The sequence below is a fragment of the Microbulbifer maximicatervae (SeqCode) genome (genome assembly GCF_052467815.1).
In genome coordinates this window covers 2,506,771-2,529,004 of record NZ_CP174326.1, presented here as the reverse complement: position 1 = coordinate 2,529,004, position 22,234 = coordinate 2,506,771, and the positions used below count along the sequence as shown (strand labels likewise).

Here is a 22,234-nt window from a genome sequence, read left to right as displayed (position 1 = left end):
CTTAGGTATTTGAACAGTCCAGGCTATCTGAACAAGTAGGGGATGGTTCTTCAGTTTCTTTCAAAGGGTTAATCATAGAGTGGTAAATTGACAACGGGTCATCACTAGTATTTTCATTCATGCCAATAACTGCACATTGGAAATTCCCCTTTGCCCATATCTGTTCAGACTGGAGTAAATATTCCAACCCACTGCGATCACGTCGCTGACCGTCATAGAGTTTCTGAACCCGGTCACGGAGTTGATTTAGCAAATCCCTTTCACTAACTAGCCCAGCGGCAGCAACTGCCGAAATCAAGCCAAAGCAGCTATTAACAATGAGGTAGTAAACGAATAAGCGGTTGGCCATTTCTTCATTAACTACATTTTCACTATTTTGCGCGAGATTAGGTAAATAAGGTTTCAGCAGCTCTTCACCGAGATAGCTGTAACCGCTACCTTGGCAATCACGAAAATATCCAGCGACCGGCATAGGTCCGTCAAAGCGCAGAATTAAATTTTGTTGATGTGCGCCAAACAGAATTCCAAAATCTGCCTGAGCTATTAACAAAGGCTCAATCACAGCATCAACAAATGCATCAAACCAAAGCTTGGAAGCAACGATAGATGATAGATTTTGCTCTTTTGCCAGCTGAGAGATAAGTTGAGCTGCACGACAGCTCTCTGCATCCGGGTGGTCTTGGGTTAAAGTAGCTAGCAGACAAGTATTTTCTGCTGCCTCGCCAACGAATGGGTTCTCCCGGAACATTACCAGACTTTCGATCACCGGATTTCCGGACTGGTCAGCTAGCATCAAATAGGCCGGCTCAGCTAAAACCTGAAAATTAGGATAACGTTGAGCGAAATCTTGACCAATTGGAGTCTCTCGTACTTTTAGGACTTCCAATCCCCTTGTCATTTCTTTTGGTTGTAAAGTGCGCACCGAATTAGTCAAGCGCAGGCTGAGGGAGAACTTCAGCATATAGGAGCTCTCAGCGCTATACACTGCACGTAGCGATGATGTCGCTCTCCAAGCTCCAGAGCCTAGCCCCAGCTCTACGACGCTGCCACTTTCCAATAACTGAGTGATTCTGTGATCTCTCTGCAACTGTTGCCACTGCCAGGGGTGAGCGGGAATTGCAACAAACCCCTTTGGCGGCTGAGAGACACCATCAGTTTCACGAACAAGATCAGCGAGTTGATCTGCTGACTCTTGAGCTCCACTAGCACCGGATAAAAACTGAGGATCTACGCCCAGCCACATCAGTGAAAAACTGTTGCCGAATTCCGGGGCAAAACACTCAGCATCCCGATCAGTGAAAGGCTCCCTGCTCTTGGGGGTTGGGTGAATGGAGTGACCACAAAGTAAAGCTTGCTCCGACTCACCAAAAGACAACACTTCACCAAACAAGCGCTCCATATCCTGGTTGCGCGCCTGTAAGGCCTGAGTCATGTTCCGGACACTCGCTTGCACACGATCGGCAAACACCTGTCGCGACTGCTCTCCAGCTCCGGGGAAAAAAGCGGGGTCATCAGCAATCAACCGAGCACATTCAGCCATTGATACCACTTGGCTTCTTAAGGAGCTTTGTCGCCAAACTATCGGTAACTCGAACTGGTGCCTGCCACATTCACTACGATAGATCACGTTCAGCCATAACTCAGTCCCAGTTTCCGGGAGAGATACACAAACAGCAGGAGCCTTGATGCCCTCCGGGAATGATGTGTCGCTATGCTCGTACCACTGGCCACTGTCTGTTTCACGCAGCAATGCATTGAAGAAGCAATTAGCTGACAGTCTTTCAGCAGAACATTTGACCTTTTGCTTTTCAGCAGTCATATTTGCCGGCCGCTCAGAAGTAGCCGGGTTCATACTATGAGCATCAGAAGCTCCTGTAGCGGCGCCCAAAGAAGCCCCGTTGAGATCTGGATTATTCATGAGTAAGGTTCTTTTACAGGATTGTAATGAGAATGATTTGTATTTATATTATCATGTCCTGAAAATTAGTACATTTCAAGCCTTTTAGTAGGGAAATTATTCGGCTGAGAACTTTTCTTTAAGGAAAATAGGACTTTTTCCCAAGTTTTAATCTCTGGAGCCCGAATGAGCAGCCCCACTCACTTCCAAAAAATAAACTGGATTGTTGCCAGCCAAGGTGCGGCCCAGGTCATCTTGCTGACCCAGATCCCCTTGATCATCGAGTACTGTGGACTGGATCTGGCAACCCTTGGCGCACTGGTTGCGGTCAGTACTTTTTGCCTAATGATTGCAGGCCCCATTTGGGGAGAGCTGGGCGACAAAATTGGAAGGAAACCGATACTGTTATTCGGGCTCAGTGGGGCACTGCTTTCCCAGGTATTATTCGTAGCCCTATTAGTTGCCTTGGCCCAAGGACACCCGGAAACTGACTCAGCACTTATAGCCCTGGTTGCCAGTAGAGTCCTTTACGGATTGAATGCCGCTGCGATTTTCCCCTGCTGCCAGGCTTGGGCTCTTGAATTGGGAGAGAAAGACCAGCAGTTATCTATTCTCTCGGGGATCAGCGCTGCCGCAAATTTAGGGCGAGGACTGGGACCTTTACTTGCCCTGCCTGCACTCATCGCAGGTAGCTTATGGCCATTACTGTGGCTACTTCTCCTGCCTTTTTCCGCATTAATCCTGACACTCTTTTTGCCCCAATCCCCAGAAAAAACTATAACTGCAAAAGAAACTGAGAAAACTAACCTTCCCACTGCAACCATTAGTTTATTCACAATAGCGTTGTTAGGCACGGTAAGTATTGGGCAGTTACAAGTTGTCATGGGGCCAGTGCTACAAGATTTATACGGCTTAAGTGCATTGGGGGCATCATCGACAACTGCTGTTCTTCTCGCCTCCGTCGCAATTTGCGGCTTTCTTGTACAGGTGGGATTAGTAAGAAAAATAGAACGCCCACAGATCAGTTTAATGATTGGGGTTTTATGCGTATGCCTGGGCACTATGACCCTGTCTCTAACACTCGGTAGTGCCCTTGCAGCTCCAGGTCTGATGCTATTTGTTGTTGGTGTTGCCTTTTTGGTTCCAGGTTACAGCGCTCTCGTGAGCCGAGGGCAACAACGTAGTGGCCGCTTGTTCGGCCTTTTGTCACTAATGCACACTGGGGGCTACACAATAGGCTTTGCTCTTGGTGGCTGGCTCTATGAACAAAGCTCTTCGCAACCTTTAATAGGAATGTTATTCAGTGTCAGTTTAATAGCCATACTCACATTGACTAACTTTGTTATTTCTTGGAAAAAATCGCCTAACGTAAGTGCTATATAATCTCTGAAGTGAATCACAGCAATTACCTATTTAATTGGGTAATTGCTGTCTCAAAAGCTAGATTGCGAACACTGCTCTTTAAAGATAGCGCTGCCAAAACTCAGCTTGCCCCATCTCTTCATCTAACGTATAAGGTTTGAAACCCGTCTTAAGATAAGCAGCCCGTGCAGTATAATTTCTTTGCAGAACTTCCAGAGTAAGTTTGCAACAACCTCTCCTTTTTGCTTCTTTTGCCAAGAAGTCCATCATGGCAGTACACACCCCCAACCCTCGAGCTGATTCACTAACAACTACATCGTGAATATTGATCAGTGGCTTACATAAAAAAGTGGAAAAACCAGTAAAGCAATTAACAAGTCCTACTGCAGCTTCACCTCGGTAAGCAAGAATACTAAAGGCCCCGGGAAATTCTTTTAATGCTGTCACCAAGCTAGACCGGCAGAGTTCTGAAAGAGGTTCTCCCCCACCGAATGGATGGAGCGCGTACTCCTCCATCAAAGCGACTACGCTCTTCGCATCCTCTGGTTCATCGTAATTTGCCAGATCAACCTTTAAATGAATATCGACATCAAAACCTGCTAACACCATATATTTCTCGTTTTTACTTCCCTATTCATTCAAAACTTCATTAAATATGATTTCTTGAGCCCCACTCTAGAAAGGTAGAATAACGAATTCCCTAGGTAACTTCAGTATCCCTTTGCCCTGATATCGATTCGAACTTTCCATTATCCTCCGCTAGGAAATACTGTAAATAACTGCGTAAACGTGTCCTCCTAGCCAGCAATTGGCGCACCCTTAGGCGATGCCGCCCCACTGAGTTGGAGCGCCTGGAAACCCTCTGCCGCTTTCCTGGAATGGCGCTTTTTTTTCTTCCCATGATCTTAGATTCCTTTATAGACCAGGTTCGAGCCAATAGTCACTTTTTTAGATTAGACCAGATGCACTTGGCGCGCACGAACAAAGTCGCTATGCTGCGGGCTAATTGTCCAAACGGTCACATCAGGATAGATTCATTGCACCCGCTCAATCATTTAATAGAGAATAACCAGCATTGGTCAGAGGCCACTCGCGAAGACGAACCTGACTTTTTCCTTAAACTGTCCGAGCAGCAAAGCCCCGAATACCTCTGGATTGGCTGCGCTGATAGCCGCGTTCCCGCCAATGAAATTGTCGGCCTGCTACCCGGCGAGCTTTTTGTGCACAGAAATGTAGCCAATGTCGTTGTTCATACAGACCTGAACTGCCTATCAGTACTGCAATATGCCGTAGAGATCCTAAAAGTAAAACATATTATTGTCTGTGGTCATTACGGATGTGGCGGCGTCCAGGCAGCTTTAAATAATGAGCAACTGGGCCTGATAGATAACTGGCTGAGACATATTCAAGATGTCAGGGATAAACACCACACCTTGATCGATCTTTTCCAGCAACAACAGCGCACAGACTTACTGTGTGAACTCAATGTTCTGGAGCAGGTAATACACGTTTGCCAGACCACTATTGTTCGCGATGCTTGGCGAGCGGGCCAGGAACTCACCGTTAATGGGTGGGTATATGGTCTCAAAGATGGTCTGGTGCATGATTTAGGTATTTCAATCAAGCATCCCGGGGAAATTGCTGATATTTACCAAAGTGCTCTCAGTAAAATCGCCCAGCGCGGCGCTGAATAATACAACCTACTCACTACATCCTGTGTTTTTACCACTATAAATGGAAAAGACCCGGCCATTTTAGCTACCGGGTCCATCCCTGCTTGGTGGATAAACATGTCGGCATACAAAAAGTGGCAGTGCCAGAACTGCGGCTGGATATACGATGAATCAAAAGGTTGGCCTGAGGACGGAATAGCTCCCGGCACTCGCTGGGAAGATATACCTGAAGATTGGTACTGCCCTGAGTGTGGTGCCGCCAAGCAAGATTTCTCCATGCTGCAGATCAGTGGCGATACTGCTCAAGATAGTCAAACTGGCTTTCGCATCTGGGAATGCATGGTATGTGGCTGGACATATAATGAAGCCGAAGGACGTCCTCATGATGGCATAGATCCCGGTACTCGCTGGGAGGATATTCCCGAAGACTGGAGCTGTCCACAGTGTGGTGTGAGTAAGCAAGAGTTCGATATGGTCCTTGTAAGGCAAGGTCCTATCGAAACTCCCCCTTTGGCAATCGAGGATGCCAATAATACAACCTCAATACCCCTGGTAATTATTGGAACAGGGCTAGCTGGATACAATTTGGCGCGGGAATTTCGCAAGCTTGCTCCCCTGTCCCCCCTCCTGTTGATTACTTCTGATGACGGAGCCTTTTACTCCAAACCTCTGCTGTCAGCCTCTTTTTCCCACGGTAAGACGGCGCAACAGCTCAGCTCTGCCAGTGCCGAAGATATGGCCAGGGAACTCAGAGCACAGATTCTGGTTCACACTCGGGTCATACATATAGATCGCACCAAAAGAGTCCTGACGATTCAACAGGATGGCGCAGAGCATATATCCAAGCTTTCCTACGGGAAGCTGGTACTTGCAATCGGAGCCAAATGTCACAAGCTTCCCCACTTCGAGGGCAATGCCCTGGCACATATCTTTCGCATTAATAATCTCAAGGATTACCACCGTTTTCGTACCGCCTTGATAGGTCACAAGCGCATACTGCTCTTGGGTGCCGGCTTGATCGGTTGTGAATTTGCCAACGACCTGATTCAGGCGGGCTTCGAAGTGAGCCTGGTTGACAAGGAGAAATGGCCACTGGCAACACTACTTCCCGAAATTGCCGCCCGCGATCTTCAGAGTTCTTTGGAGAGCTATGGCGTACGCTTTTATGGGGGCGCACCACTAACCCATATCGAAAAGTCAAACACCGGTATCCGTGCATGTTTGAAAGAGGGAGGGCAAATAGAAGCCGATATTGTGTTGGCTGCATTAGGTCTCGAAGCCAATACAGGATTAGCCACCATGGCCGGCCTAAACACACAAAAAGGTATTGCTGTAGATCGGTACTTACAAACAAGCGATCCAAATATCTACGCCTTGGGGGATTGTGCGGAAATTGACGGCTACCAGCTGCTCTTTGTCGCTCCCCTAATCACTTGTGCAAAAAACCTGGCACGAACCTTATCTGGCAATCCGAGCCAAATTTGTTTTGGTGTAATTCCCGTAGCCGTAAAAACAACCCTACACCCAACTATCGTTTGCCCTCCTCGTCCCAATACCAAAGGAAGCTGGAAGGTCAGCCGGGAAGACTCTGGAGTTTGTGCCGAATTTCGTAATCAAAAGGGCGACTTACTAGGCTTTGCTCTTACAGGCAGTGCGATTATCCACAAGGAAAGGCTCAGCCAGGTATGCCAACCAATAATGAACGATTAGTCATAAAATGACTGGTAATCGTTTTTATTTCAATAACAATTCGAGGTAAAGCGCGCAAATCGCTCTCTTTTGCCTTAAAATGGCCGCCCTTTACAGTTTTGGTACAAGTAGCCTTAGTATGACGACAGAGAAAAGCCGTACGATTTCCCCGTCACCCGAGCAAAGCCGGCTGTTACGGGACACCCTCGGCCACTTTGCTACCGGTGTGACTGTCATTACCACTCAGGATACCAACGGCCAACCAGCTGGAATGACAGCTAATAGCTTTAATTCCGTCTCTCTGAACCCCGCCCTGGTTCTATGGAGCATAGACAAGCAATCCATGGGCTATAAGGCATTTACCACTCGAGAGCACTTTGCGGTGCATATCCTGCGGGCAGACCAACAGCATGTCTCCAACCTCTTTGCCGGTCGGGGAGCAGACAAGTTTGGACAAGTCAGTTGGTATGAAGGCCCCAATGGAATACCCCGTCTTGAAGAGTGTGCAGCCTACTTCCATTGTCGCCGGATACAGTGCATTGATGGTGGTGACCACACGATACTTTTAGGTGAGGTTCTCGAATTTGCTGCTTTTGGCGGTGAACCTTTGGTTTTCCATCAGGGGTGTTATCGTGCCCTGGCTGGAGAATAACAACAAAGCTTCCAAACTGGTGAATCTTCCCAAAAGCTATAAAAATAAATTTTTAATGCCAATTAACCAGTATTTGGTAGAAACCTTGGTGTTGCTTTAGTGACCTCGTAATAATTTAAGGGCAGTCTGCAACAAACCGTGAAAATGGACTGATAAACCATGACTTCAGCTACGCTCTTCTGTTTCGCCCATCGGGGTTATCAACAGCGGGCCAGTGAAAATAGTCTCCAGGCAATCGGGCATGCGTTGGAACTCAACGTAGGGGGTATTGAAATTGATGTATGGAATATTGGTGGACAGCTTCTAGTAAAGCACGACCGACGTCTAGGGCGCCTTATAGCGGGCTCAGAGCTAATCACCGAAATGCACCCCGATGCCCTAAAGGAGAGACCTCTCCCTTGCGGAAATAAAATCCCCACATTGCGGGAAGTTCTGGAGCTTGTAGGCAATAGTGCCCTGCTCAATATCGAACTTAAAGGACCCAACTGTGCAGGTCTTTTCGCAGATGAAATCCACACCTTTACTCAGGATACTGGCGCAAGCTACGAGCAGTATATCGTCTCGTCTTTCGACCACCGACAGCTGTTCCAGTGCTTGCAATTAGCTCCAGAAGTCAGAAGGGGAGTGCTGATTTCCGGTGTTCCACTCGATCTTGCGGCCTGCTCTTCCCCCTTAAAAGCCTACTCATTACATACCAACGTGGATTTTATAAATGCAGATTTAATAGCTGATGCAAAACAACGCGGGCTTAAGAACTACGTATTTACTGTCAACGACCCTAACGACTTGGTACTTTTAGCAGCTCAAGGGGTGGATGGGGTTTTCACCGATGAACCCCAAATCGTATTAGATTTTAATGCCCGTGCTGAATTCACAAAAACTGGCACATAGGGAGTTGCTGCAAGTCCAGGGACCAACAAAGATAACCTCTGAAAACCTGAAGAACAGACAGTAACCCGGACTAACTACCGAGCTACTGCTGTGGTTAAACTAGGGAAAGGATCGACTTTTAACGCAGGCTACCTAAAACTCTGCGCTCGCACGTACATACCAATAACCACCATTAAATCCAAATGGCGATGTAAGGGCATGACGCACCCCAAGGTATCGCAGCGTTGGTTCCTGCTCATCATCCGGCATTACATCAAATATATTTTCACCACCCAGCGACAATTTGTAATTTTCATAAATGTTAAAAGTCGCTTCGATATCTACGAGAATTTCGCTGCCATATCTATAAGTATCACTGGCGTCTCCTGCGCCAAACAGACCACCGGTTGATTCCCAGCTACTATATCGATTTAAACGCAGGTACCCTTCAAATAAACTACCGGTATCGATATCAAAGGTTAAAGTCGTCCGATCGCTGGGTACTTGATTTTCTAGGTCAAATACTCGCGAGGCATTGATTGTGTTTGCCGCAACACTTGTAACTTCCTGGCGATTGTGATTATGGCGTAAGTCCACCACCAATAAACTCTCAAGAATCTCAAAATCACTAGTAATTGCCAGATCTACACCGGACACTTCCGAGTCATAAGCATTAACGAAGTAATTTGCATTGCTGCCATTAAGAAGTGCCGCATTCTCTATGCCGGCATTTTGCAACAAAAGCACTTCGTCATCCCCAATGGCATTATTGCGCAAGGCCAAGCGATCTTCGATATCGATGCTGTAATAGTCAATTGTCACACTGGTATTGTCCATTGGAGAAAAAACTGCACCCAATGTAAAACTGGTGGACTCTTCCGGCTCCAGTTCAACCGCTCCGAGCGCAGACGCTACTGGATGAGCTACGGGGTAGGTACCGTTGGGTATCAAATTGCCACTGGAATCAGTCGTAGTAGTAACGTTCAAGGTGTTGACCTGACCAGGAGTCGGTGCTCTAAAACCAGTATTCACTGTTGCCCGCAGTGCCAGTTGTTCATTCACATCATATCGAGCCGATAACTTCCAATCTGACGTTGAACCAAATTCATCATATTCCTCCAATCGTAGGGCAGCACCCAAGGTCAATTTATCAGTCACATCGGCTTCAAGATCGATATAAGCAGCAATGCTCTCACTACTGAAACTGCCTAACGCCTCTATAGGGAAACCCTGAAAACCATCTGAACCCACACCAAAATATGCGGCTGTTGGTCCCACCTCTGTGGATGCAGTGTCTCCCCTGCCTATTGAATAGGTCTCTTCGCGCCACTCAGCCCCAAACGCAAGATTTAGTGGGGAGGCAAAAGCCACAACATCAATGGGATAGACAAAGTCTGCATTAAGACTGGACTCTTCCTGCGTGAGCGTTCCCGGCTTAAAGGAAGTAGGAGACAGAATACCCAAACTTGGGTTAATGGAATTCTTCAGAACATAATCAACTTCATTTTCTGCCAAGCGGCCACGCACATCCCACGAGAGACCACTAGCAAATTCCCCACGCGCTCCTACAACAGCGGCAATATCATAAATATCTGCACCAAATTCAGGGTTATAGCCACCGGGGAACTGGGTATAAATCGGATTGCGCAATACGTAGCCGCTGTCGCTGGATGAATCCTCTACCAGATAATCAGACGGGTTAAGGCCCTGCGCTAAAATAGAGTCCACTAAGGATTGAGGCGCCGGATCGGGAGTGTAGTCAATACTGCCCGGGTCCAAAGGATCATTTGGGCTATCTACTTGCAGAGTACCCCTAGCGGTAAATTGATATTCCGGATCGAGAACCGGGCCGCGATAGAAGAAATCTGAAATTGTCTCATTCTGTGAATAACCCAGGTTTCCGTAAAGTTCTACCGAATCCGAGATTTCTAAACCACTATTAACAAAAAGCTTTAGGGACTCGACATCAGGATCTCCCCACCGCTGCCCCAATCCTTCCAGAGGCACTAGATTATCCCCCACAACTGACCCTACAAACTGCGCATCCGGCCTTGCTTCACTGCGCCAGGTTTTATCAGCACGAGAAAATTCGATGGTTCCGTTAATAAATCCAGCATTCCCCAGGGCAAATCCTGTATTTGCCGCAATGCTCATCCGAGTCCCATCACCCTCAAAATACTCCCCTGTCTGTGCGGATAAACTAAACCCTTCAGAATCATCCTTCAGGATAATATTAACGACACCAGCAATTGCATCAGAGCCATATTGCGCTGAAGCTCCATCGCGCAAAATCTCAACTCGCTCAATTGCCATAGAAGGTAATGCCGAAAAATCCACAGCCTGAGCTCCCTGATTGACTGTTCCCAAAGGGGCGAGCTGTAAGTTGACTAGTGCAGAACGGTGTCGGCGGGTTCCATTAACCAACACCAGCGTTTGATCTGGCGATAAGTTGCGCAAAGTTACCGGGCGGATAAAAGCAGTTCCATCGGCAATGGGAAATCGTTGTGTATTAAATGAAGGAGCAATTTTTGCCAGGGACTCTGTAAGATCAAAGCTCGCTTGATCGGCGATTTCCTCTCCACCTACAACATCTACAGGAGAGAGCGTTTCGGTAGGAGATACACCTTCTTTGCGTGTACCAGTGGTTATTACCTCTTCCATTGTCTGATTCGCAGCATTGGAGGAATCTTCCCGCTCCTCATCAATGGCATACGCACCAGAGTTAAAAATGGCAATTGCTACCGCCAGCGACAAAGGCCTTAACAAGTAACACTTCATATTCACCACCCTCTCTTATCTTTATTAACGTCAAGCAGAAAACCACCAGATACTCGAAGCAATGCACACCAGAACTAAAATCTGTGCAGGAGCTAGTCACATACTGAAATTTCGTTAATTTGCATCCATGCCAGATGTAAGTGCACACCTCGGTTAGATCTTTTACGCGATTAAATCCCAACATCCAACAAATCAAAAAATTAATGACGCGATATTTCTTTTCAACGGAGGGAGTACACGTTTAACAAAAACCAAAAACTGTCAAACGTGACTTTTAGTAAGTTTTAAATGCGGCTAACTACAAGAGACTTAATCATAAAATTTAATATGCAAGATCAACGCTGTTTATTGAGGCGTATATGTAACATCAACCTCATAATCCGATCCCAGACGACTATAACCCCGCACCATAAAATAGGCTTCACTCTCACCACTAGGCACGGTTAAAGAGCAGTTTTCCGAACTATCCCCCTCATAGGGACGACAATCGTAATAGCGCCAAGTAGGTGCCGCACCAAAACGGACATATAGGTCGGCATCGTTGGTGCCTGTCATGTCTACAATAAAGTCTGTACCAGGCGTTACACTGAGAGGTCCATAGTGATCCTCCGAACCACGGCCCACATCACCACTAAAGGTTTCTGTTTGTTCCTCACCGGGGTCTGGATCGGGATCCGGGTCGGGATCCGGGCCAGGATCATCCCCTATATAACCTTTGGCCAACTCTGCGACATAGGCCGCAGCAAGCTTTCCAAACTTCACTGCGTGACTGGCATCTCCACCACTATTGGCTAAGGTGTCACTTGAAGTGTGGATATAAGGATTTGAGCCATTAAAAGTCGCCTCAAAAGGGAATGAAACAGGGTAACCTTGGTTGTACCAGGATGCATGATCGGAACAAGCATAACCACAATACGTTGTTGCAACAGTAAGATCACTCAGGTAAGTCTCAGCCAAGTCTTCGAGGAAGCTATTCTGACTGCTATCGGTGTAATCGCCAATAATGTAGATATCACTATTCGAACCATAATAATTAGTCATATCCAACTGCAATGCACCAATCACATTCTTATTCTGTGACTTGTAATCGCTGGCAATATCATCCGACCCCCTTAGCCCCACTTCCTCAGCAGCGTACCCCATAAATGCTAGTGTTTTATCCGGTTTATAGCCTGTACTAACAATTGCATTAATAACATCTGTCAGCGTTGCGATACCCGAAGCATCATCGTCGGCCCCCGGCGCCCTTGTACCTTCACCAGTGCCAAAGCCGACCGTTGAATCCAGGTGCGCCCCAAGTACAACAATCTCATCCGGATCTGTTTGCCCTTCGATAGTCAAAATTACTGAAGGCTGTGCCCAACTGTGGTTATAAAGTTCGACAGAGGCATCACTACGTGAATTCGTTAGTGCCTGCCATTCATCCCTTATCCACTCAGCACCATCTACACCGGTTGAAGTGGTGTAATAGCGATTAGTAAAGTTCGACAAACTTTCAATAGTTGATCGTATATTGGATTCTGAGATTTCTGCCTGTAGGGCATTAACCACATCTGCATTATCAATAGAGTAAGTGACCAAATTATTTATGGTTGTCGTCAGGGATGAAACCTGTGCAGCTTCTGCCTCCTCCAGTGAGTCATGCACCATAAAGCCACCGCAGCGATTATGATTAATATGCATCAGTGTTGATATATCGGAAAGGTTGCTTTCATCAACCTTTAAGATAGCAACTCCATTACGCTCCTCACCTTGGATCGTGAGTGGTTGCTTGGCAACAAGGCTGCTGTTTTTCTTTAACGATTGATAGCCATCACTACCTATAGTTATCCACAGCTCTTCTGCCACAACAGCGCCGGGGAGTGCAAGAACCCCAACCAAAGATCTACTAATAATTTTTTTCATTATCTTCTCCACATTGAGTTAGCCCTCTGCGAATTCCAAATATCTCAAAAACACAGGCAGGCAATAAATACACATGCAAGAAGCCTGCACAAAACAACAGTCTTGAATATCAATAATATTCAAATAATATAAAAAATATCGAGATATGGAACGACACGCCTCACCAACACACAACCACAGACAATCCAAAAATATTTTTATTATTCAAATTTTGAAAAGCGCAGAGAGAACAAACAAAACCGGGTTGATCAACCCGGCAAGGAAAAGCTAGCACATTCAAATAAATACTAAAACAATTTGGCACCATTCAACGTAGGAGCCGCAACAAACTATAAGTCGATCACATATATACAAAAAACCTAGAATATAAAAAGATTATTAATAGCAAATGGAACTAGGAGTAATTTCTGAACTAAAGAGTTTTTTAGCCCTTTATTTTAATTGGATCTACGAGATTATTTTCAAGGCAGTGACTTACACAAAATGCACCCAATCGGGAAGCACCAATTTTAACCCTTGCCGACTTTGCAATGCAGCGGCCGCACATAAAACCATCTCATCGACATATTTCCTACCGACGATTTGCAAGCCAATAGGCAGGCCACTTGATGAGAAACCACAATTCAGCGATATTGCGGGATGACCGGATAAATTGAAGGGATACGTATATGGTGTCCAGGAATACCAAAGAGAACCGGGGGCCTTATCCGGCATATTAAGACCCGCAGCAAATGCTGTGATAGGCAAAGTCGGGGTTACCAACAGATCATATCTCAGAAAAAAGTCCTGCAATCGCTCAACAAAGTTATCTCGCCGCTTCAATACATCGAGGTAACCGGTTAAGGATATTCTGTCTGCTTGCTCTGCAACCTCCAGTAACTGAGGTTCCACCAACTGACGTCTTGCACTATCCATCCCCCTCAGGGTACTCCCGATACCCGCACTAAACAGGCACCCAAAAACTGCACTTGAGTCATCAATACTGGGGGCAACTTCTACAACGTCGGCACCCATTTCTTGGAACAGCATTACACTGTCAGAAACTCTACGCTCAACTATAGGGTCGGGTTCGACATAGCCAAGACTGGGACTATAGGCAATACGTAACTCTTTTATACCATCAAACTCCCCCTCCCCAGTGACAGCAAGGAAATCTATTTCACGTCGAGGTATTGCACGGATATCCCGATGATCCGGTTCACTGATGACATTCATCAACAGCGCACAATCCTGCACAGTCGAAGCCAAGGGTCCCACCTGCGCCAGAGAGGAGAAAGCTCCCAAAGGCCAATGGGGAATCTGCCCAAAACTAGGTTTAAATCCAACAACCCCACAGAAGCTCGCTGGAATCCGGATAGATCCACCACCATCGGCTCCCAACGCCAAGGGACTCAGCCCCAATGATACGGATACAGCAGCCCCGCCACTTGAGCCACCTGAAGTCTTATCCCTGTCCCAAGGGTTTCTCGTGATACCATCAATGGCATTATCTGTAACCGCTTTCCACCCAAATTCCGGTGTCGTGGTTTTCCCTATTGGCGTATAACCGTGGCGCTGTAATGCTGCAATACTAGGGGCCGTACACCCTAGCGTCGTTTCTGGATCAATAGTTTGGGAACCAAAAACTGTCGGCCACATGGGTGTATAGAAAACATCCTTTATTGCTACTGGCACCCCGTCGAGCATCCCTTTTGCGGCACCGGACATATAACGTCGCTCAGATTCACGCGCGTAGGCGAGACTCGTCTCGCAGTCAATTAAGCAAAAAGCATTGACATGTCTATTTAGACGTTCAATTTGGCTGAGCAATTCTTGGGCAACCTCAACTGGCGAAAATGATTTCGCTCTATATCCCCGCAACATTTCAAGGGCTGTCATCCCAACAAAATCGCTCATCGACAAGGACTCTCAATTACTGACTAGCTGACACCATCAGACTAGTCGCCAATAGATAATTACTAGAGCACCCCAGTGAAAAGACTTAGTGAAATGATTTCACACTATCCTACATCTTCAGCTTCCAGACAGGATTTGGGAATTAAGCTATAGCGAAATCACCGACATGGAAAACCGCTGTGAAATTGACTTCTACAACTGCCCTCTGCTTTCTTTTTGCGTCGTTGATTTCAGGATGTGCCACAATGAGTAAAGACGAATGCTATGTCGCGGACTGGCAGGCAATCGGATATGAAGATGGTGCAGCTGGCCGGGACCTTTCTTACTTAGGAGCGCGCCGCGAGTCTTGTGCAAAGTATGGAATATCAGTCAAAACAGAGGCATACCGCAATGGGCGGGGTGAAGGGCTTGAGCTTTTTTGTACCGAACTGCGCGGGTTCGACCAGGGGCGCTCTGGCAACAACTACAACGGTGTTTGCCCTGCAGATCTCGAGGGGTTATTCCTGAAGGGGTACAACTCCGGCCAGGATATTTTTCTTGCCAAAGCAGCCGTCGAGGAACTTGTGTCTACAATTCATGACCTGGAATTGCAAAGAGAGCACATTCTTGATGACATGACAGAAATTGGTTCGCTATTGATGGATGAGACGATCGACAACTCTGAACGGGTGACACTTCTTGCCGATATTACTCGCTTAAAGGTTAAGCATTCAGAGCTGGGGATGGAAATCACAGACTTGCAATTCGAGCTAATGCAACGGGAAGCGACATATCAGAAAGTTCTAGCCCACTCTCCTTACTAAAAGTTCCTCAACCATAAATCTCTGTGGACATTTAAATCTGCAGAGATTCATCCCACTTCCATTTACCCCTGCCAGCTACCACCAACCAGCCACAATTGCTTCAAGAACCTAATGATACCGGCTGGCACAAAATACAGAAAATAAATTATTTTCACAAATGGCAGGATGAAACAAAATTTGTTGGCCTTTGATGGTCGGTCAAAAAATTGTACCAAAGAACCAAATAATCAAAAAATAGCTCTCCCCCTCAAAGAAAACCTCTGATCAATGCTGGTCTTTTACCCTGCCTCTCATTGATTTTACCTGGGAGCGGTGGTTTTTTGCTTGTAGACGACGCTCTTTGGCGCCACGACTAGGCTTGGTCGCCACGCGAAACTTAGGCTTAAATGCGGCTTTATCCACCAACTCCTGCAACCGCTCCAAGGCATCAGCACGGTTTTTTTCCTGAGTGCGAAACCTCTGCGCCTTGATGACCACCACTCCATCAGAGGAAATCCTACGGTCTTTTAGCTTTAAAAGGCCTTCCTTAATCAACTGCGGAAGGGAAGAAGCCTTAATGTCAAAGCGCAGATGAATTGCACTGGAAACTTTATTTACATTCTGGCCACCGGCGCCTTGAGCACGTATCGCACTCAGCTCAATCTCATCTTGAGAAATTGATACCCCACTTTTTTTAAAAACCATAAATATCCAAAATCCGAGCTACTTCATTTTACTAAAAATGCAAAAACCAATGACAATTTTGCCCAAATAGTGCAGCTATTAACCAGCCCCGCTACACAGATACAATTCGCCATTGACAGAAATCAATTTACAAAAAAATACTTTCTATAAAGTGAGAGTATCAAGGGGTAAACCTCATTTACCAGGAAACCTGTATTAAGTAATATTGCGCCAGCCGAATAAAAGCTATTAAAACGTCCGTAAAGGCCGGCTAAAACATGCGAAATTACTTGTGACTTGTTTCAAAGTTTCAGTCAAATCCGCTAACATTGCCTAGCTCCTTTGAAGTATTGGAGCAAAGAACAATAAAGACTCTCGCCCTGTAGTTTCCTCTGGACTGCTCCCGATGTCTCAGCGGGTGTGAGATTACCGCGACAAGGAGAAAACCATGCATAACGCCAAGCGTAGCCTCGCAGCGGCCATTGCACTCGCAACAATGACAAGCTCTGCGGCTTTTGCCGAAGACACAGCCTTTTCCCAGGTTATCGCCTTTGGTGACAGCCTGACCGATGTCGGCAACTACGATGTATTCACTAATGGCGGCGACGACCGTGAAGTTGCAATCAGCATCTTGTCGCAGAACTTAGGTCTGGGTGAAGTAACTCCCTCCTGTGCAGATTTAACTCTTTGCCTGCCCAATATCGATCTGACCGATACCAGCATGACAACAGAAGAACTGCTGGCGGAAGCTGAAGTACAAGTATTGGAAGCTTTCTCCGACTCTGGTAACGGCTGGGCCGTTGGCGGCCACAGAGCAGCAGATGTCCTACTGAATGTAATTGGTACTGAAAATTACTATGAGTACCTGAGTGCCAACGGCCTGACTTATGACTCCAGCATTCATAACTTTGCCAGCGCGCTACTCCCAGATCCAACCCGCGAAACCGATACAGAAATGTACGCGGACCTGACCCAGCTGGCACTGATACTTCAAGGGCCTTCTATTGTTGCAGAGTTAACCGCAGCTGCTGAACAATATGAAGCTGCCGGCGATAGTGACACTGCCGCTTATTACACTGCCCAGGCGGAGGCCGTTCAGGCTCAGATCGATGCAGCTCCTGCAACTATCATCGCCGACTCAGGCACAACCGGTAACCCGCACCCTCTGGGCCTGGGCTACCTGGAAAGCACCCTGGGAAGCACCGATCACAATGCGCTCTACTGGGTAAATGGCGGCGGTAATGACCTGCTTAATGGCTTTGCCAATGTCGTCGCTGGCACATCTACTATCGACGAAGTAACTGAAGATCTCTCCCTCGCATCTACCATGCTGGCGAGTGCAGCTGGAGCCCTATCTGACGCTGGCGCCAACTATATTTTGGTTTCCAATGTACCGGATATCAGCAAAACCCCAGGGGTTTATGCTGCCGCTTATGAAGCGGTTTACTCCAGCGATGATGCAGCGACACTAGAAGCTGCTGTTGCAGCTGGATTGATGACTGAAGATGAAGCCACTGCCGAGTTAACTGCAGCTATCGACAGCATTTTACTGGAAGCCAGCGCAGCTTCTGAAAGCTTTAACTCTGGTCTATTGAGCAAGGCCAAGGATATTGATGGCGTGCTGATGGTAGACCAGGCGGGCTTACTGAAAGTCGCACTGAATAATGCGGAACAACTGGGCTTGGCCGGCGATGTTGATCAAAGCCAATACTGCTACGATGACAGCGGCAACGACTGCATCGAGCACCCAGTATACGGCATTGATGGCTCCGACCCCGATGCGGACCAGCTGATTTTCAATGACAGCGTGCACCCAACTCAAGTTGGCCAGGAAGTTCTTGCCGACTACTACACCGCTATCGTAAATGCAGCCCAGGTTGCCGGCCAACTGCCGGATATCGCTATACAAGCTGGTCGTAGCCACACCAATAGCCTGGACGAGAGTCTGGCGAGTGTTCGTTATCGCTCTGCTCAGACTGGCGTTTTCGCTGGTAGCTCCCTCGGCAACATTGACTACGACACTGACTACACCGCCAATGTCAGAGGTGATGGTTATTCGAATGTCCTCGGTATGACCTTTGCTTTGCGCGATAACGCTGAGATCGGTTTTGCCGTGAGTCGCTCCAATATTGATGTGGACAACTCACAACTGGCTATCGAATCGACTTCTACCAACTACAGCGTATTCGGTCGCATGCACTACGACATCTTCTTTGTCGAAACCAATGCGACCTTGACTGATGTGGACTATGACGAGGTTAGCCGCTCTATCTCCTTGGGTGATACTTACAATGGTGACTTGACCGGTAGCACCTCTGGTGAAAACCTATCTCTGGGCATTACCGCGGGTGCGAACCTGCTCAGCAGCGAAAGCTTCCAGTTTGGGCCCTTTGTGAGCTTCACCAGAGTGACCACTGATGTAGATGGCTATACCGAAGATGCTATTGAAGGGTTCACCTACACCGACCTGAGTGGCAACGAGCTCGATCCCCTGGGTATGAACTATGGCGATCAGGATCGCCGCTTGAGAAATATGCGTTTTGGTGCTTTCACCAATAAGAGCTGGGATAACATCAATGCCTACGCAGAAATTTGGTACGAAGATTCCAATGGTACCGAAGAAGACACTATCGAAGTGGGCGTTAAATCCATGGAAGGCAACATGAATGCGATGCCAAGCTATGCCAGTGTTGACGAAGGTATCTTCAACGGCGGTATGGGTATGATTGCTGGTATTCGCTGGCAAGCAGCTGACACTATTGCCGTAAGTGCAACTGTTGCTTCCCGTCCAACAACTGAATCTGCATCCGTTAATTTGACCTACCGCTTCTAAGTGGTAACTGTGCCCCCAACCGGGGGCACATCCCCCTCCCTACTTCTCACCTCCAGTAATTGACGCACCTCGGCCCCACCCAATTTAATCCAACAGAAATAGAGATCATCAAATGCTCAAATTGGAAACTTCCAGCTTGGTTATTCAAGAGTTAAATGAAGATCGAGATACTATGTTAATGCTGGCATTACTTAACGACTCTGACTTCTTGCAGAATATTGGCGATCGCGGAGTTCGCACTGAGGTTGAAGCTCGTCACTATATTCTAAACGGCCCTATCGCCATGTATCGCGAGCACGGCTTTGGTATGTACAAAGTATCTTTGAAAGATGGCACAGCAATAGGTATCTGCGGATTGGTTAAACGGGAGGGACTCGATGGAGTGGATATCGGCTTTGCCTTTTTGCCCGATTACCGTGGTCGGGGCTTTGCTCTAGAGTCCGCGCAAGCCGTAATGGCATATGCCAAGAAGAAGTTGGGACTTCAGCGAATCCTTGCTATTACACAGCCAGAAAATACACCATCTATTCGACTACTAGAAAAGCTTGGTTTGAACTGCGAGTCAAATGTTGTCTTACCGGGTGAGACTAAAGAATTATTATTAATGACCTGGCAAAAAGAAGCGTCAAACTAAATAACTTTCTGCAATATAAATCAGATTCTAAAAAACATTTAGCAACAAATATTGTAGCTAAATACTGAAAGTAAAAATTCCCTACAGATCATATGGCTTTCCATTGACATGTAAGTATGCTGAGCTAGTCTCCAACTTACTATTAAGGAGAGGACTGCCATGATTATCGCAACAGATATGCCAGAAGTCAGTCAATGTGCTGCCAGCCAATGCGCTTATAATGCCAACGATGCCTGCCACGCCAGAGCAATTACCATTGGTGATGGCGCAGATCCCGACTGTGACACTTTCTTCACAAATTCTCGCCACACAAGCAGCTCTCGCACCGCCGGTGTCGGCGCCTGCAAAATGGAAGATTGCAAATTTAATGATGACTTCGAGTGCTCAGCAGAAAGTATTCAAATTGGATTGAGAGGAAATTCCCAACACTGCCAGAGCTACACCCATTAATTAGACTATTAATAACTCAATAAAAAGCCCGGTTTAAAACTCGCCGGGCTTTTTATTTCTACTCGATTTATTAACTTACAGGCTCAAGTGAAGCCTCTTTTGAATCCACTCCAACTGAAGTACGAGGCTCCCACACCACCCCTAAGGTATCCACATGCTGTTTAAATAAGGGCTGATAATGAGCCTCAAGCACCTTTCGCTTAATTTTCAATGTCGGCGTCAAGAACTCATTGAGGGGTGTCCATTCTTCCTTGGTAATAAAGATGGTCTTAATTCTCTCATGTTGCGGCAATTTATCATTCACGGAGGCAAGCAGCTTCTGTAAATGCTCGTTTACCTCCTCACGCGCTAATTTTTCAGCAGACTCAGAAATAGTCACCAACATCACAGGCTGATCCATGCCATGCCCAAGTACACACAGCTGAGCCAATGATGTTTCATTACCAAAATAACCTTCGAGACGACTGGGCTGAATAAATTTTCCTTTACTGGTTTTAAAGGTCTCTGAAATTCGACCGGTAATATGAACTAGGCCATCTGCATCAATAAAACCTGAATCGCCTGTGTGGTAATAACCATCCCTTATTACCTCCGCTGTTTTTTCAGGCTCTAGATAGTACCCCTTCATCAAGGAGTCACTCTTGAAAAGTATCTCCCCATCTTCAGAAATTTTGACTTCACATCCATGATAAGGCTTACCAACCGTTCCCGGTACCGGGTCCTCTCCCGGCGGTGCAAAACAACCATAAATAAAGTTCTCAGTCATTCCATAACCATCCGCTACCTTCATCCCCATGCGGTGGTACCAACGAAGCAATTCAATGGAAATAGGGGATGCACCACTAACCAATATTTCGGCATCATCCAGCCCTAAGCCATTGCGAACTTTCTTTCTCAGCCAGGTATTAATTCCCGGAATGCGCAGTAACACCTCTTGCAGTGACGGCGGAATTTTCTCGTCAATCCCCTCTTTAAATTTGGTCCAGAGCCGGGGAACCGAGAAGAACATAGTTGGACGCGTGCGCTTTAAATCCTCAAGGAAAGTATCCAGGGATTCTGGGAAGTGAATTGGTGTACCCGAATATAAGCAATGGAATTCAACCAGTATTCGCTCTGCGGCATGGGCTAGAGGCAAATAGGAAAGAACGCGATCATTCTCATCCATTCCATAACCGCGGATCATATTCGGAGAGACAAAGACCACTGAAGACCAGCTATGCATAACGCCTTTTGGATTGCCGGTAGTTCCAGAGGTATACATGATCGTGAAAATATCATCCAGACCGAATACTGGTTTTTCCTCATAGCGCTCACTATCTTTGATTAAGGTTTCCAGGTCCTGATCACAACGGATTTCACAGCGCTGGATAGCGACGGAAGGCAGCATATCAGCGACTTCCTGCAGAGCAGCATTATTGTCAGTGGCACCACAAAAAAGCATCTTCGATTCTGAGTGCTGTAATACATAGGTCATCGAGGAGACAGATTGGCCCGGGTAAAGTGGCACGCTGATCATTCCCGCCAACATGATACCCACGTCCACAATGATCCAGTCCGCACAGTTCTTACCGTGAATAGCGATGCGATCACCGGGCTCGTACTTGCTGCGTAAATAGCCAGCGATCCTCCGAGCCCGATCCATTACCTCACCCCAAGTATAATCTCTCCATTGGCGCTGCTGCATTTGGCGAAGAAAAACGGTTTCAGCCTGCTGAGCCTCCCTCCGGTAAAGAATCTCCAAGGGTTGCAGGTCTTTCACCTTCTCGTACTTTTCTTCTGGGGTCATCGCTAGTCCTCTCTGATTATTGTGTTTTTTTAATTATGGATAACGTTATATGTCCGGGTAGACTGCACCAATATGCAGCATACCGTAGACAAAATTACCAAGGTTGCTTAGCACTAAAGTAATTAAATAACGACTTTTGCCTAGCTTGGCTAGATCAGCCCATTGAATATGGCAGATGAGACACCTAAAAAGGCAGAATCTCTGACAGTTATTGTTTTATCTAAAGTTACTGAAGATCGCCTATTAGTGCAATTACTGTTATCGCATAGAAAGCTCGGACGGTTAGTCACATACAGAGGGGCTTCTAGCTTCTAATTGGGACATAAGATCTAACAAAAGTATG

Annotated in this window: 16 protein-coding genes; 9 read left to right on the top strand and 7 right to left on the bottom strand. The window is 46.8% G+C overall.

Translation table 11 applies throughout. The annotated features are described in order from the left end of the window. Position 1: 1 nt before the first annotated feature. Complete coding sequence (locus ACJJIW_RS10970; RefSeq protein WP_282931490.1) at positions 2–1,918, bottom strand: IucA/IucC family protein; 1,917 nt, start codon at positions 1,916–1,918, stop codon at positions 2–4. 165 nt (positions 1,919–2,083) lie between these two features. Here ACJJIW_RS10970 and ACJJIW_RS10965 point away from each other — a divergent pair, with 165 nt between their 5' ends. Next, on the top strand, positions 2,084–3,280 hold the full coding sequence (locus ACJJIW_RS10965) for an MFS transporter (RefSeq protein WP_444937325.1): 1,197 nt from the start codon (positions 2,084–2,086) through the stop codon (positions 3,278–3,280). 78 nt (positions 3,281–3,358) lie between these two features. Here the strand turns inward: ACJJIW_RS10965 and ACJJIW_RS10960 are convergent, their stop codons facing one another. Next, the gene (locus tag ACJJIW_RS10960) at positions 3,359–3,868 is read right to left on the bottom strand and encodes a GNAT family N-acetyltransferase (protein WP_444937324.1); all 510 of its coding nucleotides are present in this window, start codon (positions 3,866–3,868) and stop codon (positions 3,359–3,361) included. A gap of 428 nt (positions 3,869–4,296) precedes the next feature. Between ACJJIW_RS10960 and can the strand changes: the two genes are divergently transcribed. From can to ACJJIW_RS10940, 4 genes are all read left to right on the top strand, one after another. Then, on the top strand, positions 4,297–4,953 hold the full coding sequence (gene can / locus ACJJIW_RS10955) for a carbonate dehydratase (protein WP_282931487.1): 657 nt from the start codon (positions 4,297–4,299) through the stop codon (positions 4,951–4,953). A 96-nt stretch (positions 4,954–5,049) separates the two neighbouring features. Next, entirely contained in the window at positions 5,050–6,642 is a 1,593-nt protein-coding gene (locus ACJJIW_RS10950; protein ID WP_444937323.1) for an FAD-dependent oxidoreductase, read from the top strand. 118 nt (positions 6,643–6,760) lie between these two features. Further along, the gene (locus ACJJIW_RS10945) at positions 6,761–7,273 is read left to right on the top strand and encodes a flavin reductase family protein (protein WP_282931486.1); all 513 of its coding nucleotides are present in this window, start codon (positions 6,761–6,763) and stop codon (positions 7,271–7,273) included. A 159-nt stretch (positions 7,274–7,432) separates the two neighbouring features. Next, complete coding sequence (locus ACJJIW_RS10940) at positions 7,433–8,164, top strand: glycerophosphodiester phosphodiesterase (RefSeq protein ID WP_282931485.1); 732 nt, start codon at positions 7,433–7,435, stop codon at positions 8,162–8,164. 132 nt (positions 8,165–8,296) lie between these two features. Here ACJJIW_RS10940 and ACJJIW_RS10935 read toward each other — a convergent pair whose 3' ends face one another. The 3 genes from ACJJIW_RS10935 to ACJJIW_RS10925 form a co-directional block, all read right to left on the bottom strand. Beyond that, a complete protein-coding gene (locus ACJJIW_RS10935) occupies positions 8,297–10,921 on the bottom strand; it encodes a TonB-dependent receptor plug domain-containing protein (protein WP_444937322.1) in 2,625 nt (874 codons plus the stop codon). 345 nt (positions 10,922–11,266) lie between these two features. Continuing rightward, positions 11,267–12,826, bottom strand: coding sequence for a M20/M25/M40 family metallo-hydrolase (locus tag ACJJIW_RS10930; protein WP_282931483.1), 1,560 nt, complete (start codon positions 12,824–12,826; stop codon positions 11,267–11,269). A 474-nt stretch (positions 12,827–13,300) separates the two neighbouring features. Beyond that, positions 13,301–14,722 (bottom strand): amidase, encoded by a 1,422-nt coding sequence (locus ACJJIW_RS10925; protein WP_444937321.1) that lies wholly within the window; start codon positions 14,720–14,722, stop codon positions 13,301–13,303. Positions 14,723–14,967: 245 nt separating this feature from the next. Here ACJJIW_RS10925 and ACJJIW_RS10920 point away from each other — a divergent pair, with 245 nt between their 5' ends. Further along, complete coding sequence (locus ACJJIW_RS10920) at positions 14,968–15,525, top strand: DUF2799 domain-containing protein (protein WP_282931481.1); 558 nt, start codon at positions 14,968–14,970, stop codon at positions 15,523–15,525. Positions 15,526–15,789: 264 nt separating this feature from the next. Here the strand turns inward: ACJJIW_RS10920 and arfB are convergent, their stop codons facing one another. Then, positions 15,790–16,209: an alternative ribosome rescue aminoacyl-tRNA hydrolase ArfB gene (gene arfB / locus ACJJIW_RS10915; RefSeq protein ID WP_444891889.1), complete on the bottom strand. Its 420-nt coding sequence runs from the start codon at positions 16,207–16,209 to the stop codon at positions 15,790–15,792. Between the two features lie 427 nt (positions 16,210–16,636). On the opposite strand from arfB, the gene ACJJIW_RS10910 reads away from it, so the two are divergent. The 3 genes from ACJJIW_RS10910 (at position 16,637) to ACJJIW_RS10900 (ending at position 20,105) form a co-directional block, all read left to right on the top strand. After that, on the top strand, positions 16,637–19,021 hold the full coding sequence (locus tag ACJJIW_RS10910; protein ID WP_444937320.1) for an autotransporter outer membrane beta-barrel domain-containing protein: 2,385 nt from the start codon (positions 16,637–16,639) through the stop codon (positions 19,019–19,021). A 112-nt stretch (positions 19,022–19,133) separates the two neighbouring features. After that, positions 19,134–19,655 (top strand): GNAT family N-acetyltransferase, encoded by a 522-nt coding sequence (locus tag ACJJIW_RS10905; RefSeq protein ID WP_282931478.1) that lies wholly within the window; start codon positions 19,134–19,136, stop codon positions 19,653–19,655. 159 nt (positions 19,656–19,814) lie between these two features. Further along, positions 19,815–20,105, top strand: coding sequence for a DUF1540 domain-containing protein (locus ACJJIW_RS10900; protein WP_282931477.1), 291 nt, complete (start codon positions 19,815–19,817; stop codon positions 20,103–20,105). A gap of 70 nt (positions 20,106–20,175) precedes the next feature. Here the strand turns inward: ACJJIW_RS10900 and ACJJIW_RS10895 are convergent, their stop codons facing one another. Then, a complete protein-coding gene (locus tag ACJJIW_RS10895) occupies positions 20,176–21,891 on the bottom strand; it encodes an AMP-binding protein (RefSeq protein ID WP_282931476.1) in 1,716 nt (571 codons plus the stop codon). Between the last annotated feature and the right edge of the window lie 343 nt (positions 21,892–22,234).